The 25,337-nt window shown below is 69.9% G+C and carries 10 protein-coding genes and 3 pseudogenes; 4 read left to right on the top strand and 9 right to left on the bottom strand.

Annotation, left to right across the window (positions count from 1 at the left end):
- Window positions 1-2: 2 nt before the first annotated feature.
- Both KDB89_RS01675 and KDB89_RS01670 read left to right on the top strand, forming a co-directional pair.
- Complete coding sequence (locus KDB89_RS01675; RefSeq protein ID WP_219082906.1) at window positions 3-1,460, top strand: sensor histidine kinase; 1,458 nt, start codon at window positions 3-5, stop codon at window positions 1,458-1,460.
- 632 nt (window positions 1,461-2,092) lie between these two features.
- Window positions 2,093-3,361, top strand: coding sequence for an IS256 family transposase (locus KDB89_RS01670; protein ID WP_219080107.1), 1,269 nt, complete (start codon window positions 2,093-2,095; stop codon window positions 3,359-3,361).
- Window positions 3,362-4,296: 935 nt separating this feature from the next.
- Here the strand turns inward: KDB89_RS01670 and KDB89_RS14795 are convergent.
- The 3 pseudogenes from KDB89_RS14795 to KDB89_RS14785 all read right to left on the bottom strand — a co-directional run.
- A pseudogene (locus KDB89_RS14795) lies at window positions 4,297-6,468 on the bottom strand (NPCBM/NEW2 domain-containing protein); the annotation flags it as partial.
- Window positions 6,469-7,029: 561 nt separating this feature from the next.
- Window positions 7,030-9,129, bottom strand: a pseudogene (locus KDB89_RS14790) (endo-alpha-N-acetylgalactosaminidase family protein); the annotation flags it as partial.
- Between the two features lie 51 nt (window positions 9,130-9,180).
- Window positions 9,181-9,558, bottom strand: a pseudogene (locus KDB89_RS14785) (discoidin domain-containing protein); the annotation flags it as partial.
- Between the two features lie 324 nt (window positions 9,559-9,882).
- On the opposite strand from KDB89_RS14785, the gene deoC reads away from it, so the two are divergent.
- Window positions 9,883-10,551, top strand: a complete 669-nt coding sequence (gene deoC, locus KDB89_RS01660) for a deoxyribose-phosphate aldolase (RefSeq protein WP_219082902.1) — start codon at window positions 9,883-9,885, stop codon at window positions 10,549-10,551.
- Window positions 10,552-10,733: 182 nt separating this feature from the next.
- On the opposite strand, the gene KDB89_RS01655 is transcribed toward deoC, so the two are convergent.
- Window positions 10,734-12,620: an ABC transporter ATP-binding protein gene (locus KDB89_RS01655; RefSeq protein WP_219082900.1), complete on the bottom strand. Its 1,887-nt coding sequence runs from the start codon at window positions 12,618-12,620 to the stop codon at window positions 10,734-10,736.
- 82 nt (window positions 12,621-12,702) lie between these two features.
- On the opposite strand from KDB89_RS01655, the gene dcd reads away from it, so the two are divergent.
- Window positions 12,703-13,278, top strand: coding sequence for a dCTP deaminase (dcd, locus tag KDB89_RS01650; protein WP_219082898.1), 576 nt, complete (start codon window positions 12,703-12,705; stop codon window positions 13,276-13,278).
- 3 nt (window positions 13,279-13,281) lie between these two features.
- Here the strand turns inward: dcd and KDB89_RS01645 are convergent, their stop codons facing one another.
- The 5 genes from KDB89_RS01645 to KDB89_RS01625 all read right to left on the bottom strand — a co-directional run bounded on the left by KDB89_RS01645 (window position 13,282) and on the right by KDB89_RS01625 (window position 25,335).
- A complete protein-coding gene (locus KDB89_RS01645; RefSeq protein ID WP_255556373.1) occupies window positions 13,282-14,541 on the bottom strand; it encodes an RDD family protein in 1,260 nt (419 codons plus the stop codon).
- Between the two features lie 61 nt (window positions 14,542-14,602).
- Window positions 14,603-16,891: a transglutaminase-like domain-containing protein gene (locus KDB89_RS01640; RefSeq protein WP_219082895.1), complete on the bottom strand. Its 2,289-nt coding sequence runs from the start codon at window positions 16,889-16,891 to the stop codon at window positions 14,603-14,605.
- A 14-nt stretch (window positions 16,892-16,905) separates the two neighbouring features.
- Window positions 16,906-18,138, bottom strand: a complete 1,233-nt coding sequence (locus tag KDB89_RS01635; RefSeq protein WP_219082893.1) for a DUF58 domain-containing protein — start codon at window positions 18,136-18,138, stop codon at window positions 16,906-16,908.
- Window positions 18,138-19,103, bottom strand: coding sequence for an AAA family ATPase (locus tag KDB89_RS01630; protein WP_219082891.1), 966 nt, complete (start codon window positions 19,101-19,103; stop codon window positions 18,138-18,140). Before KDB89_RS01630 ends, KDB89_RS01635 begins: the two co-directional genes overlap by 1 nt.
- A gap of 37 nt (window positions 19,104-19,140) precedes the next feature.
- Window positions 19,141-25,335, bottom strand: coding sequence for a fibronectin type III domain-containing protein (locus KDB89_RS01625; RefSeq protein ID WP_219082889.1), 6,195 nt, complete (start codon window positions 25,333-25,335; stop codon window positions 19,141-19,143).
- Window positions 25,336-25,337: the final 2 nt, after the last annotated feature.

Raw genomic sequence — 25,337 nt, 5'->3', positions numbered from 1 at the left:
GCATGCGCCGCGGTTCGCTCGCATCGCAGCTGCTGCCGCGGCTCGTCGTCACCGTCGCCGTCATGGCGGTGCTCCTGTGCCTGACGACGCTGTTCGGCGCCCACGCGATCCTGATGTCGCAGCTCGACACCGAGCTGGACTCGACCCAGGCCAGGCAGGCTCGCGGCTTCGACCGCCCCGGATTCGGTGACTCCGTGCCCGGCATCGACGCGGCCGGCGTTCGGGTCGGCACGGTGATGGCCGTCGAGCTGAGCAACGGCACCGCGCTGGCCGGCCGTCTGGCCGACGCCACCAGCGCCGGGGTGGCCACCACGGTGCAGCCCCTTTCCGACACCGCTGTGGAGGAACTGCTGCAGGTCAAGGCGGACGGCGAGAAGTACACCCTCACGCTCACCGGCTACGGCGAGTTCCGCGTCGAGTCGCGGGCGACCTCGCAGGGCGGCACCATCATCATCGGCCTGCCGACCTCCGAGATCAACCGGTCGCTGCTGTGGCTCGGCATCTTCGCCGGCAGCGTCTCGCTCGTCGCTATCGGCGCGACCGCGCTGGTCACCCGGGAGGTGCTCGGCCGCGCTACCGGCCCGTTGGTTGCCCTGACGAACACCGCCACCGAGGTCAGCCAGCTGGAACTGGAGCGCGGCGCCGTCGACGTGCCGCGAGTCGAGGACTCGCAGCAGCCGGACACGAACGAGGTCTCCCGGCTGGCCACCGCCTTCAACCACATGCTCGACCGCGTGGAGAGCGCCCTGACTGCGCGCGAGGCGTCCGAGGTCAAGCTCCGCCGCTTCGTCGCCGATGCCTCACACGAGCTCCGCAACCCGCTGGCGGCGATCCGCGGCTACGCCGAGTTGGCACAGCGCGCCCCGGAGGGACAGGATCCGGCCTTCGCGCTCGGCCGGATCGACGCCGAGGCCAAGCGGATGAGCAAGCTGGTCGGCGACCTGCTGATGCTGGCCCGCCTCGACTCGGACAAGCAGGTGGAGCCCCGCCCCGTCGACGCCGTCGAGGTCGTCCTCAACGCCGTCAGCGACTCGCAGGCCGCCAGTCGCGACCACGCGTGGCTGCTTGCGCTGCCGGATTCCGAGGTCACCGTGATGGCCGACGCCGATCAGCTTCATCAGGTCATGGTCAATCTGCTGTCCAACGCCCGCACCCACACGCCCGCCGGTACGACCGTGCGCACCTCCGTGCGCACGCGCGAGGGTCGCGCCGTGATCGAGGTCTCCGACGACGGCCCCGGCATCCCACCCGAGACTCTGCCTCACGTCTTCGAGCGCTTCTCGCGCGCCGACGACGCCCGCGCCCACTCGGCGGCGCACTCGACGGGCCTCGGCCTGGCGATCGTCCGCGCCGTGGTCGAGGGATTCGGTGGCAGCGCCACCGTCTCCTCCGCCCCGGGCGAGACCACCTTCCGCGTCGAGCTCCCGCTCTCCACGCAGCCGCCGGTCGCCGCCCGCTGACCCAATTCCGCGCACAAACATGCCTATACCGGGGCTGCTGCTCCCATGTTGCAGCTGACCCGAAATAGGCATTGTTGTGCCGGAAAGGGGAACCGGAGCAACTCAGGGAACGGGGCCGCCGAACACTTCGGCGGGCTCAGCACCGGCCTGTCGGTGCCCGACCACGGGTCGTTGAGCCTGTCGAAACGCCACCCCAGCTCCACTCCGCGCACAACAATGCCTATTCCGGAGCAGCTGTACCCATAGTGCAGCCACCCCGAAATACGCATTGTTATGCCGGAAAGGAGAGCCGGGGCTGGGCTCAGAGTGCCGGGTGCTCCGTCGACAGGACGGGCGCCCAACCTCAGAACTTGAGCCCGTCAAAGCACCACCCCAGCTCCACTCCGCGCACAACAATGCCTATTTCGAAGCACCTGTACCCATAGTGCAGCCACCCCGAAATAGGCATTGTTATGCCGGAAAGGAAGCCGGATGGGCTAGGGAACCAGATGGAGAGCCAGTCGGCGCCAACCACGGGGGTGAGTCCCATAGCGTGGTGTCAATCCTGTGGGGGTTCTCGTCGTCGTGGACGTTGAAGGGCCATCGTGGGATGACCAGTTGTTTCCGGCAAGAAGCAAAGCAGAGATCCCACGATGACCCAGTACCAGTCTGCCCTTTCGACCCTGATCGGTGAAGTTCTCGCCGATCCCGACCTCGCGCATCAGGACGTGTTCCGCCGGATGCTGCAGGCCGGCCTGCAAGACCTTGTCGACGCGGAAGCGACCGCGAAGATCGGCGCCGCCCGTTACGAGCGCACCCCGGAACGGACCACCCGCCGCAACGGCACGCGCCCGAAGGTCCTCGCGACCCCGGCCGGGGAGGTCGACCTGCAGATCCCGAAGCTGCGGGAAGGGTCGTTCTTCCCGTCTCTGTTGCACCCGCGGCGGCGGGTCGATAAGGCCCTCTACGCGGTGATCTGCCAGGCCTGGATCGACGGGGTCTCGACCCGCAAGGTCGAGCACCTGATCCGGGCCCTCGGCAACGACACCGGCATCTCCCGCTCGACGGTGTCGCGGATCTGCGGCGAGATCGACGAAGCAGTCCACGAGTTCCTGCACCGCAGACTCGATCACACCTGGTTCCCGTACCTGTTCCTCGACGCCACCTACCTCGACGTCCGCCACCGCGGCCGGGTCGTCTCCCAAGCACTGGTCGTCGCGACCGGAGTCTCTGGTGAGGGCCGACGCGAGATCCTCGGGATGGCGCTCGGTGACGCGGAGACCACCGACTTCTGGACCGAGTTCCTCCGCTCGCTGCGCGACCGTGGCCTCAAGGTCGCCACCGATGCGGACCCGCTCGGGGTGACCCTGGTCACCAGCGACGCGCACGCCGGACTGAAAGCGGCAGTGAAAGCGATCCTGCCCGGAGCGGGGTGGCAGAGATGCCGGGTCCACTTCGCCCGCAACGTAACTCAACGCCTCGGATCGGCCCACTCGAAACCGGTCAACGCGCTGATCTCCACGATCTTCGCGCAGACCACGACCCAAACCGTGATCGCGCAATACAAGGCCGTCACCGACAGCCTCCGCTCCGCGTTTCCCGAGGTCACCGCGATGCTCGAGGCCGCCGAAGCGGACCTGACCGGGTTCGCGACGCTGCCGCGCGAGCACTGGCAAAAGGTCTGGTCGAACAACCCCATCGAGCGCCTCAACCGGGAGATCAAACGACGCGCCGACGTCGTCCAGATCTTCCCCGACCGCGACTCCGTGACCCGCCTCATCGGCGCCGTCCTCCAGGAGCAGCACGAGGAATGGTCTTACGGCGAACGCCGCTACTTCTCCGACATCTCCATGCGCAAACTCGTCCACACCCTCCACGAACACACCGAACCCGCCCACCACGAGCTCTACCTCACCGCCTGACCATCACCCACCAACAGGAAGCAACGGAATGACACCACACCACGGGACTTGACCAACCACGGAACGTTGAGCCTGTCGAAACGCCCTGAGCGCAGCGAAGGGACCCCACCCAGCCACCGACGTTTCGTCGGCGCTGGCGCGCCTCCGTCAACGCCCTTCGACAAGCTCAGGGAACCGGTGCGGCTCAGGGAACCGGTGCGGCTCAGGGAACCCGGCCGCCGAGCCGTCGAAGCACCACCCCAGCTCAACTCCGCGCACAACAATGCCTATTCCGGAGCAGCTGCACTCATAGTGCAGCTGGCCCGAAATAGGCATTGTTATGCCGGAAGGGAAACCGGATGGGCTAGGGAACCAGATGGAGAGCCAGTCGGCGCCAACCACGGAACGTTGAGCCTGTCGAAACGCCCTGAGCGCAGCGAAGGGACCCCACCCGGCCACCGACGTTTCGTCGGCGCTGGCGCGCCTCCGTCAGCACCCTTGGACAAGCTCAGGGAACCGGTGCGACTCAGGGAACCGGTGCGACTCAGGGAACCGGTGCGCCTCAGTGAACCTGGCCGCCGAGCCGTCGAAGCACCAGCCCAGCTCAACTCCGCGCACAAGAATGCCCATCCCGGAGCAGCTGCTTCCATGTTGCAGCAAACCCGAAATAGGCATTCTTGTGCAGGAACGGGGACCCGGGGGTTGGCCCGTCGGTAGGAGCGGCGCCCGTCGGAAAGGGTGGCGTCCGTCAGTAAGGGTGGCGTCGGGGCCAGCGGGAAGGGCGACGACGCGGCCAGCGGGAAGGGCGACGACGCGGCCAGCGGGAAGGGCAACAACGGGCCAGCGGGAAGGGCGACGACGGGGCCAGCGGGTGACGTCAGGGGCGGAGGAAAATGGCGCCGGGCTGGCCGGGGATCGCTCCCCGACCAGCCCAGCTGGTTACTCCGCGCGGCGGATCATCCGTGGCGGCGACGCTCCAGGAGCGCCATGCCGACCACCGCAGCGGCGATCAGCGCGATCGCACCCACCCCGGCGCCCAGCGCGGCACCCGCGCTCGGCAGTCCGGGTCGGGCCCCGTCATCATCCGGGGAGTCAGTCGCCTGCGCTGAACCCGAGGCGGTGGGGGGTCCGCTGGGCTCGGGCGACTGCGTCGCACCTGAGGTCGGGGAGCCGGTCGGCTCCGTGGTCGCGGGGCCGGTCGGCTCCGTGGTCGGGGTTCCAGTCGGGTCCGTGGTCGGCTCCCCGGTCGGCTCCGTGGTCGGGGTTCCAGTCGGGTCCGTGGTCGGCTCCCCGGTCGGCTCAACCGACGGCTCAACCGACGGCTCGGTCGAAGGCTCCGCACTGGGCTCGCCGGTCGGCTCCACCGACGGCTCGCCGGTCGGCTCCACCGAAGGCTCCTCCGTCGGCTCCACCGAAGGCTCCGGCGACGGGTCCACCGCGGCGAGGACGTCGATCGTCACCGCAGCGGCCGGGTAGGCCTCCGCGTCGATCCCCGCCTCGGATTGGCGCACCTCGACGGTGGCCGTCCCCGGCTCGCCCGGCATCGTCACCTGAGCGGTGCCGGTGCCGTCGCCAGCGATCTCCACACCGACGGCGCGGGAGGCGGACGCGGGCGAGCCGTTGAGCAGGACCTCGGCCGGGCCGTGGGTGCTGCTCGGGGCGTAGCCGCTGAGCTCGAGCGTCACGGTCTCACCGACCGTGGCCGTCTCGGGCGCCTCCACGACCGGCTTGACGACCACCTCTGGGGCATCGCCACAGGTGACGCGGGCGGCGGCCCAGTTGCCGTGGTCGCTGCCGTTGGGGCCGTTCGGGTCCACGATCAGCCTCAGTTCCTGGACGCCGGTGATGTCGAGCTCGACCTCGCGGCCCTTGGTGCTGCCGGTGATGGCACCGGAGCTGTAGAGCACGTTCCTGTCGCCGGCGACCACGAAGATCACCGAGCCGTTCCCGCCCCGGCTGTCGTCGATGCCGATGACGGACTGGAACAGCGAGCACTCCCCCTTGAGAGAGAAGGTGACCGACGAGGCCGCGTGCGTGCCGAGGCCCTTGGGGTAGGTCACGCCGTCGACCATGATCGGGGTTCCGTCGCCGGAGGCCGTCTCGCCGTTCGACTGATCGAACTCCATCGGCCCCCAGCCGTTGGTGGGGGTGCCGACGATGCGGTCCCGCATGTCGGAGAGATACAGCTCCCCGTCCGGCAAGGGGGCGATCATCTTGATCGTCGACGTCTTGCTCAGCGTGGAGGTCTTCCCGTCGAGCGTCGCCGAACCGCGGAAGGTGATCCGCTCCTCCCCTACGGCGTCGTCCGAGGACGTGACCAGCCAGGTCTGCGTGGAGGTCTCGCCGTAGGCGAGGTCCGCCGCGCCGGCCTTGGACACCTCGGAGGTCCAGCCGTCGGGCAGCTCCAACGCGTGGGTCACGCCGGTGATGCCGTCGTTGTAGCCGGCCACGGACGTCACGACCTTGAACGCCGACCCGGCCTGCCCCGCCGCGGGTGCGGTGATCGAGCCGGACAGGCACGCGGCCGACGACGCCTCACCCAGGTCCTCGACGCGCAGGTCGTCGATGGTCAGGTTGTGCTGCGTGTTCGCCCCCGAGAGCTTGTCGATCGCGATGAACGGCACGCCGCACGCTGCCGAGTCGAACTCGGCGGAGAACGTCGCGGTGTCCCGCTCCTGGCCGAGTGTCTCGGCGACGGCGTTCGCCGTCGTCGTCTTCCCGTCCCGGACGATGTCATGACCGATCCTGACGACGAACTGGTCGGCGTAGGTGGTCTGGTAGTCGAACGAGACGCGGTAGCGACGCCCCGCCTCGAACCCGATGTTGCCGGGCGCGGTCTTGAGGATCTCGCCGGTGTTCTCGTTGTTGGCCATCAGCGACCAGGTGCCGTCGAGCACGTTGTCGTTGAGCTTCAGGCCCTTCTTCACGGTGCCGTCGGTGTCGACGCCGTACCAGCCCTTCTGCGAGTACGGCTCGTGCCGCTTCGCGAGCTGAGTGCGGGCGTCGCCGCCCTTGTTGGTCGCTCCGGTCACGAACGGGAAGTAGCCCGTGTCGATGTTCTCGAAGTCCTCGTAGAAGACCGTCGAGTCGGTGCCGTCGGGGTCGGTGGCAGGGGTGTAGCTGACGACCCGCAGGTCGTCGAGCGACACGACGGCGTCGCCGTCGCCAGCGGCGAAGCTCAGGGTCACCGGCTTCCCCGTGCTCGTGAACGTGACACGGAGCCGCTGGAAGTTGGTCCCGCGCTTCTCATCGGAGGCCGTGGCATTGAGGACCGGCGACGCGGTGATGGTCGTGGTCGCCGCTCCGTCGACCGTGCCGGTGTACCCGGCCGCGGTGACGCCGTCGCCGGACGCCGAGGCGCTCAGCTGGCGGGTGCTGCCGGACTCGATCTCGGCCCAGGCCCACGCGGACCAGGTGCCGGCGGGCAGGTCGAGCTGCTGGCTGACGGACGCCTCGCCCGCGCCGAGCTCGGCCTGGAAGTTGCCACGTGCCGTCTTCACGACGCTCACGTCACCGGTGGTGTCGTAGGAGTCGAGGCCGCCGGAGAAGAACCCGGGGTCGGAGATGTGGCTCCCATGGCCCCAGTCGGGGTCGACGGGTGCGGGCACATCCGAGCTCGGGTACAGCACGTAGGCAGTCCCGTCCTCGGCGTCGATCGTGACCTTTCCGTCAACGGGGATGACGGTGTCGACGAGCACGCGGCCCGTGTCGGTCAGCTTGTAGAGCGTCAGGCTCGACTGGTTCTTCCAGGAGTCCGTCAGCTGCCAGGTGGTGGAGCCGCCGCCCATGTTGTAGTGGTAGAGCCGCGCGTCGCCGCCGTCGGTCCAGGGCAGCAGGTAGGCGCCGTCGTCATAGACATCCGCGCCGTCGTAGGTGAAGGTGCGGTCGGTCGGGATGGTGGTGCCGTTGATGGACTTCACCCTGGAGGTCGCGACGGTTCCGTTGGCGAAGGTGATGGTGTCGTCGGTCCACTTCATGATGTCGGACTGCTGGAGGAACTTCACGGGGAGGTTCCGCTCCCAGATGTTGTCGATGAACTTGTTGTAGTCGACGAGCCCGGCCCAGCCCTCGAACTCCTTGACGTTGGAGTTCGACAGAATCGGATCGGGGTTCCAGGTGTCGCGCTTGGAGTTGTAGACGAAGCGGATCACGTCGGACTGGAGGCCCTTGTTGTTGGTGCCGCCGTAGTTCTCGTCCTGCGACCAGTGCGACCAGACAGACTCGAGTTCGAGCTTGTCGGACCACTCGGAGCCGATGACCCAGCCCTGCTTCGCGAGTTCAGTGCCGACCCGCTGCGCCTGCCAACCATCCGGGTAGTAGACGTCGAGGTAGATCCAGTTGAGGTTGTCCGGCTTCTCGTCGTAGAACTCCTGGAAGCGCTCGAGCATCGCTCCGGTGGCGAGGTCGCGCTCCTGGTCGATGTAGTACGACTGGTTCATCCAGCCCCACGCCTTCCCCGGCGGCATCGAGAGCAGGTCCTCCGAGAAATGACTCGCCTCGGAGTAGGACTCGGTGACGTTGACGTGCACGCCGTAGGACGTGTTGTAGTCGACCGACTCCCTGGTCAGCGTCTCGAGGTCCTCGAACCCGCCGGCGCGCGTGTTGTAGTTGTCGGCGTAATCGGGGTGGGCGGAGTCGTGGCCCTCGGCCTGGTAGCCCTTCAGCAGCGCCTTCTGGCCCAGGTTGTCCGTGGCCAGCGAGATGCGCTTGGTGTCATCGAGCGTGCGCAGGAACGGGTGGGTCGCCTGCGAGACGATGTTGAACGGGATGCGGGAGACCACCTGGTTGGCGACATCCTCGGAGCCGTTGCCGAACTCGATGATGTCCCGGGAGGCGATCGCCCCGTCCTGCCAGTCGACGGTGCCGTCGGCGTTCGCGTCGCCCGTCAGCCGGATCTCGACGTACGGGTTGTCGTCGGCGCCGATGGTGTCGCGGCCGGCCGCGGCCTGCTCCGTGATGGCGGTACCCACCCACGTCCACGTGCCGGCCCAGACCGAGCCGAACTTGGTGGTCTTGTCATCCGACAGGCGGATCTGGCGCTGGTAGCGCGAGTTGTCGCCGCTCACCCGTCCGCTGGTGCTGGAGGGGCCGGTGCTGTCCTCGATCGCGTTGGTATCGAATGCCGCCGCGAGCTCGGAGGTGTTCGCGAACACCATCCAGGAGCCCTTGACGTCACCCGCAGCGGTCGTGGCGAGGTTCTCGAAGGAGTCGCCGTCCGCGGCCCTGTCGACGGTGATCCTGCCGGCGGTGAGCTGGGCCGCCGCGTCGGCGGACCCGACGGTGACGAGATCCAGGTTCGGGATCCGGACGCGCGAGACCGCGCCGTCGGGGTCGACGAGGTTGGCCAGCTCGATGCGGACGGTGCCGTCGGACACGGAGATCACAGCATCGAAGGACGCGCCGAGGTCGGGGATGGAGACCGGGTAGGTCACCTTCTTCGCCGTCGCCTCAGGCTCACCGACGGTGACGTCGCGCGTCTTCTCATTGACCAGGATCCTGGTCAGCGCTCCGCCGACCCGGCCGACCATGGTCTTGTCGCCCAGCTGGTAGGACACGACCTGCGGGAAGTCGGGGTGCAGCGTGACGGTCAGGTCTCCGTCGCTGATGGTCAGAGCGCCCTCGACGTCGTCGGGGACAAGCTCCTCGGGGTCCGCGGTGGGCGTCGGGGACGGCTCGGGTGACGGGTCCTCCGAGGGTTCGACAGACGGCTCGACGGAGGGCTCCGGCGTTGCCGGATCCCCCGCCGCGGTGTCGGCGTTGAACTCGGCCAACGAGCCGACCTTCTCCACCGGGGACTGGGGATCGGCGCCGGCGGCGCCGCCCCACGTGCTGAGGTAGACGACCTTGGCGCAGGTGGCCTCGACGGCCTCGTCGAGCGTGATGACCTGGTCCTTGGCCAGCTCGGTCACGGCGCCCGAGAACTCGCCCTCGGCAACCTTGGAGTACTCCGCGGTGGTGCAGTCGCCGTTGGCGGTCCACAGCTCGTACTCATGCACGCGACCCGACCCGTTGGACGACTGCCGCGGCGTCAGCGTCACGCGGCCGAGGTTGACGGCCTCGTCCGCGAGCCTGAGCGTCAGGTGGTGCGGGGGCTCGACCAGAGTCCCGTTCCACTGCGTGTGCCAGTAGGTGTCCTTGTCACCGTCGAGCACGAGCTCGGCAGCTCCATTCGTTCCTTCCCCGGACGTTTCGACGGAGTTCACGTCGACGACGCTCATGCCCTCCTGCGGGATCGGGGTGTACTCATAGTCCGCCTGCGCCGCGAGGGGCGGCAGGACCAGACCTCCCAGCGCCAGGGCGGCCGCCGCCGTCACGGCAACGGTGCTTCTTGTTCTACTTCGTCCAGGTGACATCACGTGTTTCCTCACGGTCCGAGCCGGTCTCCCTTGCGCCGGCTGAGTAGAACCCTAGACACTCAATCTCGATTCGGCCAGCGCTCGCACTAATCTCTTTTCAGAATGCCGGCAGACGCTCACCCGGAGTGAGCGATGGCCCCGCGGTAGCCTTGGGGGACTGTCACCATCCCTTCACGAGGAGTCCGCATGGAGATCACCCGCACCGCCCTGGCCACGATGGTCGACCACACGCTGCTGAAGACCGACGCGACGCACGCGCAGATCTCCGCGCTCGTGGCCGAGGCCCGGGAGCTGGGCACCTTCTCGATCTGCGTGTCGCCGTCGATGCTGCCGATCACCGAGGAACTCGGCGAGGTCAAGGTCGCCACCGTGTGCGGCTTCCCCTCCGGCAACCACACCCCCGCCGCCAAGGCCGCCGAGGCCGCGGAGTCCTCCAAGCTCGGCGCCGACGAGGTGGACATGGTCATCAACATCGGCCTGCTCAAGGAGGGACGCGCCGACCTCGTCGAGGCCGAGATCGCGGCCGTCCGCCAGGCGACCCCCGGCCTGCTGAAGGTCATCATCGAGTCCGCCGCCCTGACCGACGACGAGATCGTCGCCGCCTGCAGGGCCGCCGAGGCTGCCGGCGCCGACTACGTCAAGACCTCGACGGGCTTCCACCCCGCCGGCGGCGCCTCCGTGCACGCCGTCGAGCTGATGGCGGCCACCGTAGGCGGCCGCCTCGGAGTCAAGGCCTCCGGCGGCATCCGCGACTACGCCACCGCCAACGCGATGGTCGAGGCCGGCGCCACGCGCCTTGGGCTGTCAGGCACCCGCGCCGTCCTCGACGGCTCCACCGACGACGGCGACTACTGAGCCGGCCTTTCCGCCTCGCTCCGCTCGGCGCCCTTCGACAAGCTCAGGGAACCGGGGACAAGCTCAGGGAACCGGGGACAAGCTCAGGGAACCGGGTCGTTGAGCCTGTCGAAACGCCCTGAGCGCAGCGAAGGGGAACAGGTGGCGTCTGGCTCAGGGAACCGGTTCGGCTCAGGGAGCCGCTACCGCCCGTCGGCGTCCTCGAACTGCGTCGAGTACAGCGTCGCGTACTGACCACCCGCGGCCAGCAGCTCCTCATGCGTGCCGGACTCGACGACGCGGCCGGCCTCGACGACGAGGATCCGGTCCGCGTGACGCACCGTCGAGAGGCGGTGGGCGATGACGATCGACGTGCGGCCCTCCCGCGCGGTGTCCAGCGCTACCTGCACGGCGGCCTCCGACTCCGAGTCCAGGTGCGCCGTCGCCTCATCCAGCACCAGGATCGGCGGCGCCTTCAGCAGCAGCCGGGCGATGGCGAAGCGCTGACGCTCACCGCCGCTCAGCCGGTAGCCGCGTTCCCCGACGACGGTGTCGAGCCCGTCGGGCAGGCGGCGGACGAGGTCGGCGATCCGCGCGGACTCCAGCGCCCGCCACAGGTCCTCGTCCGTGGCCGACGGCTTCGCATAGCGTAGGTTCGCGCCGACGGTGTCGTGGAACAGGTGCGCGTCCTGCGTGACGTAGCCGACCTCGTCCTGCAGCGACGCCAGCTGCAGCTCGCGCACGTCGGTTCCGGCGACCTGCACGCTGCCTGAGTCGACGTCGTACAGCCGAGACACCAGGTGCGTGATCGTGGTCTTCCCCGACCCCGAGTGGCCGACGAGCGCCACCGTCTGGCCAGGCAGCGCCTCGAAGCTGACGCCGTTGAGCACCGGCTCCGACGGCGTCTCGTGCACCGCGGCGGCGGGCTCGAGCGACGCCAGCGACACCTCCTGTGCGTCGGGATACGTGAACACCACGTCGGTGAACCGCACGCTGGGCGGCCCCGAGACGGGGCGGGCGGCGGGGGCGTCGACGATCAGCGGCCTGAGGTCGAGCACCTCGAACACCCGCTCGAAGCTGACCAGGGCGCTCATCACGTCGACGCGGAGGCTCGCGAGCTGCATCAGCGGACCGTACAGGCGGGCCAGCAGCGCGACCAGCGCCGTCAACGTGCCGACGGTGAGTTGCCCCGAGATGGCCGACAGCCCGCCGAAGCCGTAGAACACGGCCGTGGCCAGCGCCCCGACCAGCGTCAGGCTCGTCATGAACACCCGGGAGATCATGGCGATCTTCACCCCGTTGTCCGCGACGGCCCGCGCGGGGCGCGCGAACGTCGCCTGCTCCGTCGCGTGGTCGCCGAACAGCTTGACCAGTAGCGCCCCGGAGACGGAGAAGCGCTCCGTCATCGTCGCCGACATCTCCGCCTGCTCCTGCATGCGGTCGCGGGACAGGTCCGCGAGCTGCGACCCGATCCGGCTGGCGGGGACCATGAACACCGGGAGCAGGACCAGCGCCGCCAGCGTCAGCGGCCACGACAGCGCGAGCATCGACGCGAGCACGAGCACCAGCGTCACCGCGTTGGACACCAGCGTGGACAGCGTCGACGTGAACGCCTGCTGGGCGCCGGTGACGTCCGACTGGAGCCGCGAGACGAGCTTGCCGGTGTGCGAGCGGGAGAAGAACGCGAGTGGCATCCGCATCACGTGGTCGTAGATCTCGACGCGCATGCGGAAGATCAGGTCCTCGCCGATCCGGGCCGAGCACCAGCGCTCGAGGATGCTGACGGCCGCGGACAGCAGGGCCATCACCGCAACCACGACGGACAAGGTGACGACGACTCGGCGGTCGCCGGCCAGCACGCCGTCGTCGATGATCCGCTGGAAGAGCAGCAGCGGGACCACGGACAGCGCGCTGCCCGCGACGGTGGCGATGAGGAACATCGCGATCATGCCCTTGAACGGGGCCCCGTACGCGATGACCCGCCTGGCCGTGCCGCGGTCGATCTTCGCGTGCGCGATCTCGGGATCGGCCGCCAGCCGGCCGAGTACCCGTCCGCCGCCCCGAAAGCCCCCGCCGTGCCCGACGCTCATCCGCACTCCTCCCGCGACGCCGACGGCGTCCACTCTCCCCCATCTTCGCGCGCGCAGTGCCCGCGCCGGTAATGTTGCGGCCATGCTGCTGAGCGACCGCGACATCCGCGCCGAGGTTTCCGACGGAGGCATCACCCTGGATCCCTGGGATCCCGAGATGGTGCAGCCGTCGAGCGTCGACGTGCGTCTCGACAAGTACTTCCGCGTCTTCGAGAACCACCGCTACCCGTCGATCGACCCGGCGGCCGAGCAGCCGGAACTCACGCGCCTGATCGAGGTCTCAGACGGCGAGGCCTTCGTGCTGCACCCCGGCGAGTTCGCGCTGGCCTCGACGTACGAGACGATCACCCTGGGCCCCGCCGTGGCGGCCCGACTCGAGGGAAAGTCGTCGCTCGGGCGCCTCGGGCTGCTGACCCACTCGACGGCGGGTTTCATCGATCCCGGCTTCTCCGGCCACGTGACCCTGGAGCTGTCGAACATGGCGACGCTGCCCGTCAAGCTGTGGCCCGGCATGAAGATCGGCCAGTTCTGCTTCTTCCGTCTGAGCTCGCCGGCGGAGCACCCCTACGGCTCTGCGCAGTACGGGTCGCGATACCAGGGCCAGCGCGGCCCGACGCCGTCGCGCTCGTTCCTGAACTTCCACCGCACCCAGGTCTGACCCTCAGCGCTCCGGCCGCCTCAGCACGGTGAACCACCGGTTGCCGTAGGAGACCTGCTGGCTCTCCCTCACACGCACCTGCGTGTCGGCGGGGCATGGTTCCAGCTCGCCGCCGGCCGTCACCAGCGCGGTGCCGTTGGTCGATCCCCGGTCGACGACGAAGACGCCGCGCAGGTCGGTGCCGATCAGCACGTGTGTGCGGGAGATCATCCGGCCGTCGCCTGAGGCGGGAACCAGGTGCACATCGCGGGGGTCGCCGGCCGACTTCTGCGGGTTACGTCCCAGCAGCACGGTCACCGTCAGGTCGACCTCGCGGCCGTCGTCGAGGCGCACGAACCAGCCGGCATCACCGGGCCTGCCTCCTGACGCGGGCAGCTGCGCGATCCTGGTCCCGTCGGTCTCCTCCACCTCCCCGAACTCACGCCGACGGACGCGGGGCCGCCCCGAGGACGGCTCCAGCACGGACGACGGGGTGGGCAGCGGGATCCACTGTGGGGTGGGCCGGGGTCCGGGCGCGAGCGGCGTCTCCGCGGTCGGGGGCAGCGACGCGCCGAAGGGGGACGGCTGCGGGGACGGCCCGGTCTGGGGCGTCCAGCGAGGCGAGGGCGGCGGGGTCCACGCCGTCTGCTGCCCCGCGGGAACTCCGCCGTCGAGGGGCTCGGACTGCACCCCCGGGAGCCAGTCGGGGGCACTCGAATCGGGCGCGAAGGCGGCGTAGTTGTTCGAGGAGCCGGGTTGCGGGCTGAACGTGCTGGCCAGATGCGGGGGCAGACCGACGGTCGTGGGGCGCTGGGGGGCCGCCTGCGGCTGCGCCGGAGACTGAGCCGGGGCGCTGCGTCGCTGCACGAGGACCGACCCGGCGGCCAGGTCGTGCCAGCCCTGGCGCCGTTCGTGGATCACCAGGAAGATCAGCAGTGCGATGCCGCCGACGACAGTGGACATCAGGGCCACGTAGACGGCCTCCCGCAGGAAGAAACGCCACCAGCCGATCGGCTCCCCGTTGCTGAGCGACACCAGCCTGAGCCCCGTCGCGCGCGCGCCGATCCCGGCACCCCGTGTCGCGTAGGCCCACCACTGATAGAGGGCGAATCCGGCGGCGAGCACGCCGCCGAGGACCACGGCCACCAGCGTGGCGGCGGCGGCGTCGGCCACCGTGGCGATGAGGAACTGCAGCAGGTAGATCGCGACGAAGGGGGCCGTGTCGATGACCGCGGCGAGCAGGCGCCTGCCGAGGCTCGCGACCACCACGCCCCGTGGGATCATCCGACTCAACTCACTCCTCCTCGCGCCTGAACTCCAAGACTACAGCGACCTGGCCCTGGCCTCAGGTGCCGTGCCCACCGCGGCGACGACCGGCTTCGGAGCGTCGGAATGACCTGGTGGAGAGGAACGACCATAGCCACCGGAACGAGGACACCGACCTGCGCATGCCTCGGCGCACGGCGCCGGTCGCTCCCCAGTAGGCCACGACGTCCGCCTCCGTCGGGTTCTCGGGCGCGAAGACGACGCCGTCGGCCTGCTTGGCCAGCGTCACCGGGTCCCCATGGTCGGCGAGCCGCGGGAAGTCCGCCATCATCGCCTCCGCCTGCTCGCTGCGGGTGGCCGAGATGGACGGAGAACGACCGATGTCGCGGGCCCGGTCCACGAGCTCTGACCAGGCTCCGGCGACGCGGTTGGCGGTGACGGGGTCATGGCGGCGGCGGGTGCGGCGGCGCGCCTTGAGGCCGAGGATCAGCGCGATGGGCACGACGACGGTGAGCAGGGGGATGCCGGTCAGCGCGACGAGCGCCCCGATCTGCGCCCAGTCGATTAGTCCCTCGCGCTGCGGGGGTTCGCCCGGGTCGATGGGCAGCTCCTCGTCGGCAGGCGGCACGACCGGCCGCTGAGGAGGCGGTGGCGGGTTCTCGACGTAGGGCTGGGTCTCGGGCGGCTTCGGCTGGTCCTCCTCGTCCCAGACCCGGTCCGTCGACGGCGTGGGGTCGAAGGTGACCCAGCCGAGGCCGTCGAGGTACAACTCCGGCCACGCGCCTACCTGGTCTCCCGTGATCGTCTGCCCGGATCCGACGCGGTAGCCGTAGATGACGCGCGCAGGGATGCCGAGCTCACGGGCCATCAGCGCCATGGCGACGGCGTACTGCTCGTGGTCGCCGATCATGCGCGACGGGTCCGTGACGAGCGTGATGAGGCGCCGCGCGGAGTGTCCGGGCAGCGATGCCGCCTCGTCGTCCTGGCCGTGGCTGAAGTACCCCTGGCGGAGGTTCCGCTCCAGCGTCAGGGCCACGTCGCCGGCGGTGGCGAGCCCGTCGCCCCACGCGTGCGCGAGGCTCACGATCTCGTCGGGCACCCCGGCCGAGTCTGGAAGCTGGTAGCTGCCCGCGGTGGCGAGCGCGATCTCGTCGTCTGCGGGTCGCTGCGCGACGCGGGTGCCGAGCGTGTACGTGTCCCCGTCCGCAAGGCCGGCCGTGGCCAGCCCGGTGCCGGAGCTGTGGTTGTAGTAGAAGGACTCGCCCAGTGTGACGGCCCGATCCCCGGTGAAGGCGATGCTCGTGGTGCGCCCGATCGTCGGCACCCAGACCCCGCCGAGGCCACGGACCGTGACGTCGACCTCCCCGTCGACACCCTCGCTGTCGTCGGCGATCCACTGCCCCACGCGGGTGAACGTCGTGGCCTGCATCGCCTCGTCGTCGAGGCTGGAGACCCGGTAGCTCAGGCCGTCGTACTCGTCGAGGGTCGCGACGCGGATGATCTGCCCCTCGGCGGCGCCGACGACCTCCAGCAGCGTGTCGGTCCGCTCCCGGGTGATGTTGACCCGGTAGGCCTGCAGCGGCGACGAGTACTGCTCGGTGGAGATGGGCGGCTCCAGCTGCGCCCGGACCGTCTCGCGCTGCTGACCACCGGCCAGCGCCGGGGCGACCGCAACGGCGGCGGCCGCCGCGACGGCCAGCATCGCGACGCCGGAGAGCAACCGCAACGGCCGCAGCCTCGCGCGCACGCCCGTGAGCCGTCCGCGGTCGACGCCGCGCCGGTAGGTGGTCCACACCAGGCACGTGACGAAGAACAACGCGCCCGTCAGATACGGCTGGAAGGCAGCCTGCGTGCCCACCAGGACACCGACGAGGTAGGCGAACGCCAGCGGGACGAAGGCCAGCATCGGGCGCGAACTGCGCAGCGAGACCAGCATCGCCGCGAGCGCCGCCACGAGCGCGACGAGGCCGGGCACGGTCAGGAGGTTGAACGTCTCGCCGATCGGCGGATCCAGCAGGAGCATGTCCCGCCAGGCCGTGACGGGACCGAGCAGCAGCCCGTAGAGCGTCCGGCCGGTCGGGACGACGAAACCGACCGTGGACGACGGCATGGCGAGCAGTCCGCCGAACACGAACCAGGCCACCACGGCGGCTCCCAGCACCGCCGCAGCCCCCCACCGACGCCAGGTCGAGAGCAGCGCGATGCCGATGCCGACCGCGCCGAAGCCGAGCACGGTGACGAACAGCCAGCCGGTGCCGTAGACGGGCCAGAAGGCGAACGCGACGAGCACCAGCAGGCCCAGCACCGCGACGGCGTCGACCGCCGCCCACCGCGCGGACCCCCCGAGCAGCTGCCCGAAATGGCTCACGCCCCGCCGCGCCCTCACGAGGCGGCCTCACGCATGGCACGCGGCAGTTCCTCGAGCGATCCGACCTGCAGCAGGGTCGTGTTCGCGACCGTCCGGGCCCGCAGCGGTGCCCCCGCCGCGACGCGGATCCCGACCACGCGCATGTCGATGTCGAACCGGGCGCACGCCTCCCGCACGGCCGTCAGCGTGCTGGACGACCCCGTGACCACCACGGCGATCGAGGCCCCCGGCTCGCGGAGCACCGTCGAGCCGACGAGATCGCCGACGCCGCCGCGGGTGGTCTGCTCGACCAACGACAGGGAGTCGAGGGCACGGCCGGGGGTCACAGCCGTCAGCTCGTCACGCGTCGTGAGCAGCGCCAGCGGCGACTCGGCGTAGATGCTCTGCAGAGCCAGCGACCCGGCGCACGAGACGGCGAGCTCGAACTCGTCGGCGTCGAGGTACGACGATCGGCCGGTGTCGAGCGCCACGACGATGCGCGACATGCGCGATTCCTCGTACTGGCGCACCATCAGGCGCCCGGCCCGCGCCGTGGAGCGCCAGTGCACGTGGCGGCGGTCGTCGCCGGCGACGTAGGGGCGCAGCGCGTGGAAGTTCATGTCGGACGACGACAGGTGCACGCTTGCGTGCCCCTCCAGGTCGTGCACGAAACCGGTCTGCCGACCGGGCAGCGGCACGGTCCGGGGGTGGATGTACAGCTCCAGCTCCTCAGTCCAGCGCCGCTCGCGGCCGGCGAGGCCGAACGGGTCGCCGAGCACGGAGTTCGCGGGACCGACCAGGACGAGCCCGCGCCTGGCGGTGGGGATCCGGAACCGCTCCGTGATCCCCTCCCCCGTGCGGATGGAGCGCAGCTGGAAGCTGGCGACGGTGTCGCCGACAGGCAGGTCGAGCCGGGACCCCCAGTGGCGCCGCCCCGATGCGTTGCGCACCTCCAGCGTGCCGGCGGCCGGTTCCCCCACGACGACGGACCTGCGCGTCAGGTCAACGCTCACGCTCAGGTCGGCCCTGCCGATGGTGAAGAGCAGCGCGAGCAGCACCGTCACGGAGGCGAGCACGCCGACGACGACGAACTCGGCCCACCCGAACGCCACGCCCAGCGCAAGGCATGAGACGGAGACGGTCAGGGTCAGCCACCCCGCGGTCCGCATCCCCGTGACCTCGCACACGCGACGGTAGGCCGTGGCGAGTCCCTCGGCGCTCGGCCGCTCGACCTCCTCGGGGACCTCCCAGCGTGCGGCAGCCGTCATCAGGCCGGCTGGCGCTCGGTCGGCGGGGGCACGGCGCCCAGGATCTGGGCCATCACGTCGACGCTCTGCACCCCGTTGAACTCGGCCTCCGGGTCGAGGATGAGGCGGTGCGCGAGGCAGGCGATCGCCAGCATCTTGACGTCGTCGGGGACGACGAAGTGGCGGCCCTGGGAGGCGGCCCAGACGCGCGTGGCCCGCACCAGCGCCAGCCCGCCGCGGACCGACACCCCCAGCCGGACGTCCTCGGCGCCGCGGGTCGCCTCGGTGAGCCGGACGATGTAGTCCAGCACGGACGACTCGATGTGCACGGACGCGGCGAGCTGGCTCATCTCCGTGACCTGCGACGACGTGACCACAGACGGCAGCGCGGCGGAGCGTGGCCTGCTGCCACCGCTGGCGAGGATCCGCATGGTGGCCTGGCGGTCGGGATAGCCGAGGGTGGTCTTCATCAGGAATCGGTCCAGCTGTGCCTCCGGGAGCCGGTAGGTGCCTGCCTGCTCGATGGGGTTCTGCGTCGCGATCACCATGAACGGCTGCCCCACGGGGTAGGACTGCCCGTCGACCGTGACGCGGGCCTCCTCCATGACCTCCAGCAGCGCGGACTGCGTCTTGGGCGAGGCGCGGTTGATCTCGTCGGCCAGCACGATCGACGCGAAGATCGGGCCCTGGTGGAACTCGAACTCGCCCACCTTCTGGTCGAAGATCGTGACGCCGGTGACGTCGGAGGGCAGCAGGTCGGGCGTGAACTGGATCCGCGAACTGGTGCCCTGCACCGACTGCGCGATGGCCCGCGCCAGCGTCGTCTTGCCGGTGCCGGGGTAGTCCTCCAGGAGCAGGTGTCCCTCCGCAAGCATGCACGTCACCGCGAGCCGGATGGCCTCGGTCTTGCCGACGATGGCGCGCTCGACGTTGTTCACGATCGCCGCGAAGTTCTCGCCGAACCAGCGTGCCTGCTCAGGATTCATGAGTCTCGTCCTTCATCGTCGGGGCCCGAGGGCGAGGTTAGCGCCATACCGTGCCGAAGCGCTTGCTGGCTCCATTCGCGGTACAGGTGACCTGCGCCGTGGTGGCCGTGATCTTGACGTCCTCGTCACCCTCAGAGACGGTGTAGGTGGGGGTCCCGCTGTAGTACAGCTCACCGCCGGAGATGTCGACGGTGAAGGAATCCGCTCCGCCGTCGAGCGTGACGGTGCAGCTACCGGTCTGCACGTACGGGAAGCGGAACCCGAGCGTGTCGCCGTCGAAGTCCGGCTCCTCGATCGGGTGGTCGGTCAGGTCGACGGAGATGCTGGACGTGTCGAAGCCGTCGTACCTCCACCGCAGGGTGCCCCACTCGCCCGGCTCGAACTTGCGCACGCGGCCGGGGTCCGTCGGGTCGCAGTCGCTGCTGCGGCTGCAGAACCGGTAGTCGGACGGGTCCCAGCCTCCCGTGCTCTCCCAGGTCATCGGGTTGACGTCGATCTGGATCTCCTCGAAGTCGCGCAGCACACGCTCCGTGCTGAGCGTGGGCGCGTTCGGCCGGTCGGAGCGTGGGCGGACGGGATCGGCGGTCCGCGCGGCCGAGGTCATGTCCTCCACCAGCGCCCGGACAGAGACGCTGTACTGCTGGCCGTTGACGAGGCCGCCGATGGTCCCGCCCGAGGGCAGCGCGGCCCAGGTGGCGCCGTCGAGGCTGTACTCGAACGTGGCGGCGTCGCCCTTGATGTTGGTGGACGGCTTCACCTGCAGCGCCGCGTCCGCCGGGGTGACCTTGACCGCGGTGACCTCGGGCGGCGGGTAGGAGATGGTGTAGGCCGACGTGCCGCCGACCTTCGCCTCGCCGGAGCGGTTGGCCGCCGTGATGGAGAACTTCGTCGGGGTCTGGCCCATGCCGTGGATCTCGGCCTTGACCCTGCCGGTCGCGGCGCCCACCTCGACGCGCTCGGCGTTGGCGGTGCTCTCGCCGTCGGCCGTGACGGGGGTGACGACGAAGTAGTCGATCGCGTCGCCGTTGGTGTCGACCTCGCTGCGCTCGAACGTGACCGAGAAGCCGCCGCCGATGCCGTCGCGGATGGCGGTGACCTCCGGGGTGACGTTGCCGCTCGGCTTGCCGTTGGGATGCTCGGGCGTGGACGTGTCCGACGGCGGGGAGGTCAGGGCCTTCTGCGGGTTGGAGTTCTTCGCCTCGACGGTGAACAGGTATGTGGTGCCGTTCGTGAGGCCCTTCCAGGTGTAGGTCTTCGTGGGCGCCTTGACCTCGACGGGGCTGCCGATCTCCCGGCCGCCCGAGTCAAGGAGCCGCACGATGTAGGTCGCGATGGCGCTGCCGCCCTGCTTGGAGGAGTACTGCGGGTCGTGGGTCCAGCTGACGGTGAGCTCGCCGTCGCCGAACTCCACCGACGGCTTCGACGGCGCAAGCGGCACTGCGTCGGGGATCACGGCGGCGGAGAGTCTCGACGGCTCGGACGGGCCGACCTCGTTGATCTCGGTGACGGAGATCTGCCAGGGCACGCCGTTCTTCAGCCCCGTGACGGTGCACACCCCCACCCCGCACTCGGCCGTGCGGTCTGCCAGGCCGGGAGAGGAGGCAGTCGCCACTCTGGAGGTGATGTCGGTGCCGCCGTCGCCACCGGAGAGGTACTTCACGGACACCTGCCCGTCACCCGCGACGCCCTCGAAGGGGGTCGACGGCTGGCCGGGCACGTCGAGCACCGTCACCCGGATGGTGCCGTCGACGCGACGATCGGGGTCTGCGGTGGCGTCGTTGACGGTGTAGCTGGCTGTGAAGGCGCCGTGCCAGTCGCCGGACGGGGTGATGGTGACGGTCTGCTTCTCGGCGTCGTAGCTCAGTGCCCCCTCGCCGCTCAGGCGCGTGGCGCCGAGCAGCGTCAGCGACTGGTCCCCCAGAAGATTGGAGCGGTCGTTGGCGAGCGGGTGGATCGTGATCGGCTCGCCGGCCACGGCCTTCTCGACCACGTCGGTGGCGACGGTCACCGTCGGCCTGGTGGAGGCGGTGACCTGGATCGAGACCGTGAAGGGCGTCTCGTTGTCCATCGCGTCGACCACCAAGCCGCTGACCTCCCGGTAGCTGCCGGGCTCAGCCGTGATGGGGGCGCTGGCGTAGAGCCGGTCGCCCTCGGTGCGCCAGTCGAGGTCCGCGTCGCCCTGGCCTGCGGTGAGCGGCCCGCTCACGAACATCGTGTCGCCCTCCGGGTCCCGGAACAGCGCAAGCAGGTCGAGGCGCGACTCGCCCTCGTCGGGTCCCACGCGCAGGACCGGCGTGTCGACGGCCAGGGTGGGGGGCAGGTTCAGCCGTGCGTTGTCCTCGTCCTCGCTCCCCTCAGGCCGGTTGGGTGCCGGGTGCACCGTCACGGGGATCGACACGAATGCCGCCTCCCCCGACGTGTCGCCCTCACGGACCTTGTCGGTGACCTCGAACACCACCGACGCCGGGCCGTCGTAGCTCTCGTCGGGGACGTAGATGACCTTGGCCTCGCCTGCCGCCATCAGGCGCCCATGCGTGGCGGACAGGTTCGATTCGGTCGTCAGGCGCACGTCGCGGCCCCGCGTGCCGGCGACGAGGTTGTTGACGTCGATCTCGAGTGGCTGGCCGGCCACGGCGTCGAGGGTCTGGTCGGGGTCCTTGAGGACAGGCACGGAGTCGCCCCGGCCGGGCACGATGATCAGGGAGTTCGTGCGGTTCCCGTCACCGTCGATCAGCACGTAGCGGATCTGCTGCATGCGGTCCAGAACCGGGATCGACACCTTGGCGCCGTCCACGAGCCGCGCGGAGGAGTCCTCGTCGGCGCCGTAGTCGGGGACCTCGATGCTCAGCTGGTCGCGTGATCCGTCCGGGTCGTAGTCGTTGGCCATCACGTCGACCTCGACCCAGTCCCGGTCAATGAGGGAGGACACGGCGACGGAATCGTCGCGCGTGACCGGAGCCAACAGCGGCGCGTCCTTGTCCACCACGAGGCGGATGTCCCCGTACGCCAGCTCCCCGCGGGCGTCGACGATGTCGTAGCGGCCGACGTAGGTGCCTTCCCTGGCCGGTGCCTGGAGCACGATCTCCCTGCCGCCGACCAGCTGGGCCAAGATGTCGTCGTCCATCTCCACCGGGTCGTCGGAGGTGTAACCGAGCGTGTCGCCGTCGGCGTCGAAGTCGTTGGCCAGCGCGGCGATCTGCACCTGCCTGCCGGGTCGCACCGTGATCTCGTCCATCACGCCGACCGGGGGCGTGTTGGTGCGGCTCGGCTGGGCGATGCCGATGCGCACCTCGCCGCGGGCACGCTCGCCGAGCGAGTCGACGACGTCGTAGGAGAACGTGTCGGTGCCCTGCGACTCCTCGTAGGCCTGGTACGTCAGGTAGCCCTCGCCGACGCCGAGGACCCGGCCGAGCGTCGGGCCGGAGCCCAGCCCGATGAGGCGCACGGCGTCACCGTTCGGGTCGATGCCGTCGAGCGGGATGGCGATACGGGTCGTGGTGCCTGCGAGGACACGGTCGACGACCTGGCGGGGGGCCGGCGCCTCGTTCTGGGCGTCCTCGGAGACGACCGTCAGCGCGAGCCGCGCGGTCCCGGTGTTGCCTTCGGAGTCGACGGCGGTGTAGCTGATGGTCCTGGCCCCCGCGGGGGTGCCGGCTGGCACGGTCACCCGGACGGTGTCGCCGTCGATCCATGCCTGCTCTCCGAGCGGGTTCTCGGTGAGCTCTCCGATGGTCAGATCGAGTCCGATGGGCGAGGTGTCGTTGGTGAGCACGTCGACGCGGGCGGACGCACCCGCCCTGACCTCCAGCTCGTCGTCCTCGGCCCTCGGTGCCGTGCTGCCGACGGCCTGCGTCGGGATCACCACGATCGTGCCGAGCACGGAATGGCTGCCGTCGGAGACGCGGTAGGTGATGCTGGTGGGCGCGTCGGGGGTGTGGCGGGCGGAGATGGTCATGAGGTGGCGCCGGTCCATCACGACCTCGAGGGAGCCCGGCGCCGTGTATGTCTGGATCACGAGCACGTCGCCATCGGCGTCGGTGTCGTTCAGCAACGGGTCGACCAGCACGGACCCACCGGGCGGCAGCAGCGCGACGTCGAGGGCCGCGATCGGGACCTGGTTCGTGCCGGTGCCACGCACGTCGATGCGGACGAGCCCCGTCCCGATCTGCCCGTTCGTGACGGTGTAGGTCACGTAGTACTCGCCGGCCTTCGGCGCGGAGAACGCGAACGTCTTGTCGCGGTAGTTGGGCTCCAGCGTGCACTCGGAGCAGTCGGTGGTGACCTCACTGAGGGTCAGGTCCACGCCGACGTCGTTGGCGAGCGGCTCGACAGTCACGGACTGGTCGACGGTGACCGTCGCGAAGTCGCCGAACGCCACCGGTGCGACCGGGTCCTCCGACACCTCGACGACCAGCTCGCCGGTGGTGGAGTCCCGGCCGTCGGTGACGACGACCTCGATGATCTTCGTGCCGGTGGTCTTGCCGACGTCGGTGTAGGTGATCTGGCCGTCCGCGGTGAACCGCACGATGTCCTCGAAGCGGGGGTCCATCGTGGCGCTGAGCAGCATCAGCGGATCGCCGTCCGGATCACGCCAGTCGAGCAGCACCCGCTTGGTGATGCTCCGGCTGCCGAGCTGCACCTCGAGCGGCTGGGCCCGTTCGAACTTGTGCGGCGCGCTGTTGGCCTTCGTGATGTCGGCGTCGACGACGCGCACGGTCACCTCGGCCGAGTCGGTGCCGCCCCGCCCGTCATCGACGGTGTAGGTGAAGGTGAAGGTGCCGGACGCCTCGTTGGGGAGCGTGATCTGCAGCCCGGCGCCGTCGCGGATGGGCTCGAGCGTGGCCCCGTCGATGCTGCCGGGGGCGGAGATGCTGAGCACGTCACCGTCGGGGTCGGTGTCGTTGTCGAGGACGGTGAGCACGGTGGAGCGCCCGGCCCGCGCCGCGAGCGTGTCGTCCTTCGCGATGGGTGCCCGGTTCTCCTGCGAACGGTCGGGCACGACGTCCGAGTCCCCGTCCTCGTAGTCGAGTTCGTCGCTCTCCTGCACGGGCGCGACGGCCTCCCAGTCGACCGGCAGGATGACGACCCCCTTGTCCAGCAGCCAGATGGTGCCGTTGGCCGCGTCGTTCAGGGTCACGGCGCCGCGGTTGACCTGCAGCGACAGGGCGCTGCCGTCGGTGGTCAGGTCGTCGAGCCCGGTGACGGAGGCATCCTCACCCACGCACTTCTTCACGAAGGTGACCCCGTCTGAGTGGAAGGCCGCGTAGACGCAGTCGCCGACCTGGACGGGCGAGACGGGCGTCTCGTCCAGTTGCCCGGACAGGGAGCGGGGCCCGTCGGAGGTGAGCGCGATGAGACCGGCCTGCGTGACGTAGAGGGCGCGCGTGCCGTCCTCGCCGTCCAGAGCGTCGGCCGAGGGCGCCGCCAGCTGGGCGGTCGAGGCACCTGACACGTCGTAGGCGCGGTCCATTGACTCGACCCAGATGCGTCCCGACGTCCGGTCGAGCACGACGGCCCGGTCCCCGACCGCCGACAGCTCTACGTCGACCACGACGGGATCGAGCTCGAAGGGCAGGGGCGTCTCCACCGTCGATTCGCCGTCGGCGGAGGCCCTGACGAGCACGGAGCGGCTCGGGTCGAGCCCGATGACGTCGCCGTCCGTCGTGAGCGTCGCCACGCCGTCCTCCCCGACCTCGAGGTCGGCGGTCTGCTTCTGGAAGTCGTAGTCGAGAACGGTCGCGACGTCCCCGTGCCAGACGCGGCCGTTGCTCGGGTTGTAGACCAGCAGCTGGTCACCGACGAGCTGCACGACAGCGTTGCTCGGCAGCTGAGTCAGGCTGCCCAGCGTGTTGCGGCCCGGGTTGAAGGTGGTCAGCCTGGAGGACTGCGGCAGGTGGAGCAGCACGGTGTCCTCGTACTGGAGCAGCTCGACCTGCGTGTCGCCGACGGTGGTCGCGGAAGCAAGCTGGTCGATCTGCGCGTTGACCATTCCGACCATGTCGGAGTCCCGCTTGATGCCGTAGACCGTTCCCTCGTCGAGGCGGACGTCGGCCTGCACGAGGCCGGGGCTGATGAAGGCACCGACGCCGAGCGCGACGACGACCAGAGAGACGGCGAGGCCCTGCCAGTGGCGCCTCAGAAACCGGTCGAGAAGGCGCAGGGGCCGCGGCAGGTGCCGCTCGCCCCCGCCGTGTCGTGGTCCCTTGCCCCCCTCAGGCGCACGCCGCTGCATCC

Source organism: Tessaracoccus palaemonis, from assembly GCF_019316905.1.
Classification (GTDB): domain Bacteria; phylum Actinomycetota; class Actinomycetes; order Propionibacteriales; family Propionibacteriaceae; genus Arachnia; species Arachnia palaemonis.
This window is presented reverse-complemented; position numbering and strand designations above follow the sequence as displayed.

Excerpts from the sequence above, each read along its gene's own strand:
- KDB89_RS01625 (WP_219082889.1), bottom strand. The coding sequence starts at position 25,335 with ATGCAGCGGCGTGCGCCTGAGGGGGGCAAGGGACCACGACACGGCGGG.
- KDB89_RS01675 (WP_219082906.1), top strand. The coding sequence starts at position 3 with ATGCGCCGCGGTTCGCTCGCATCGCAGCTGCTGCCGCGGCTCGTCGTC.
- KDB89_RS01630 (WP_219082891.1), bottom strand. The coding sequence starts at position 19,103 with ATGAATCCTGAGCAGGCACGCTGGTTCGGCGAGAACTTCGCGGCGATC.
- KDB89_RS01635 (WP_219082893.1), bottom strand. The coding sequence starts at position 18,138 with ATGACGGCTGCCGCACGCTGGGAGGTCCCCGAGGAGGTCGAGCGGCCG.
- KDB89_RS01645 (WP_255556373.1), bottom strand. The coding sequence starts at position 14,541 with ATGATCCCACGGGGCGTGGTGGTCGCGAGCCTCGGCAGGCGCCTGCTC.
- dcd (WP_219082898.1), top strand. The coding sequence starts at position 12,703 with ATGCTGCTGAGCGACCGCGACATCCGCGCCGAGGTTTCCGACGGAGGC.
- KDB89_RS01655 (WP_219082900.1), bottom strand. The coding sequence starts at position 12,620 with ATGAGCGTCGGGCACGGCGGGGGCTTTCGGGGCGGCGGACGGGTACTC.
- deoC (WP_219082902.1), top strand. The coding sequence starts at position 9,883 with ATGGAGATCACCCGCACCGCCCTGGCCACGATGGTCGACCACACGCTG.
- KDB89_RS01670 (WP_219080107.1), top strand. The coding sequence starts at position 2,093 with ATGACCCAGTACCAGTCTGCCCTTTCGACCCTGATCGGTGAAGTTCTC.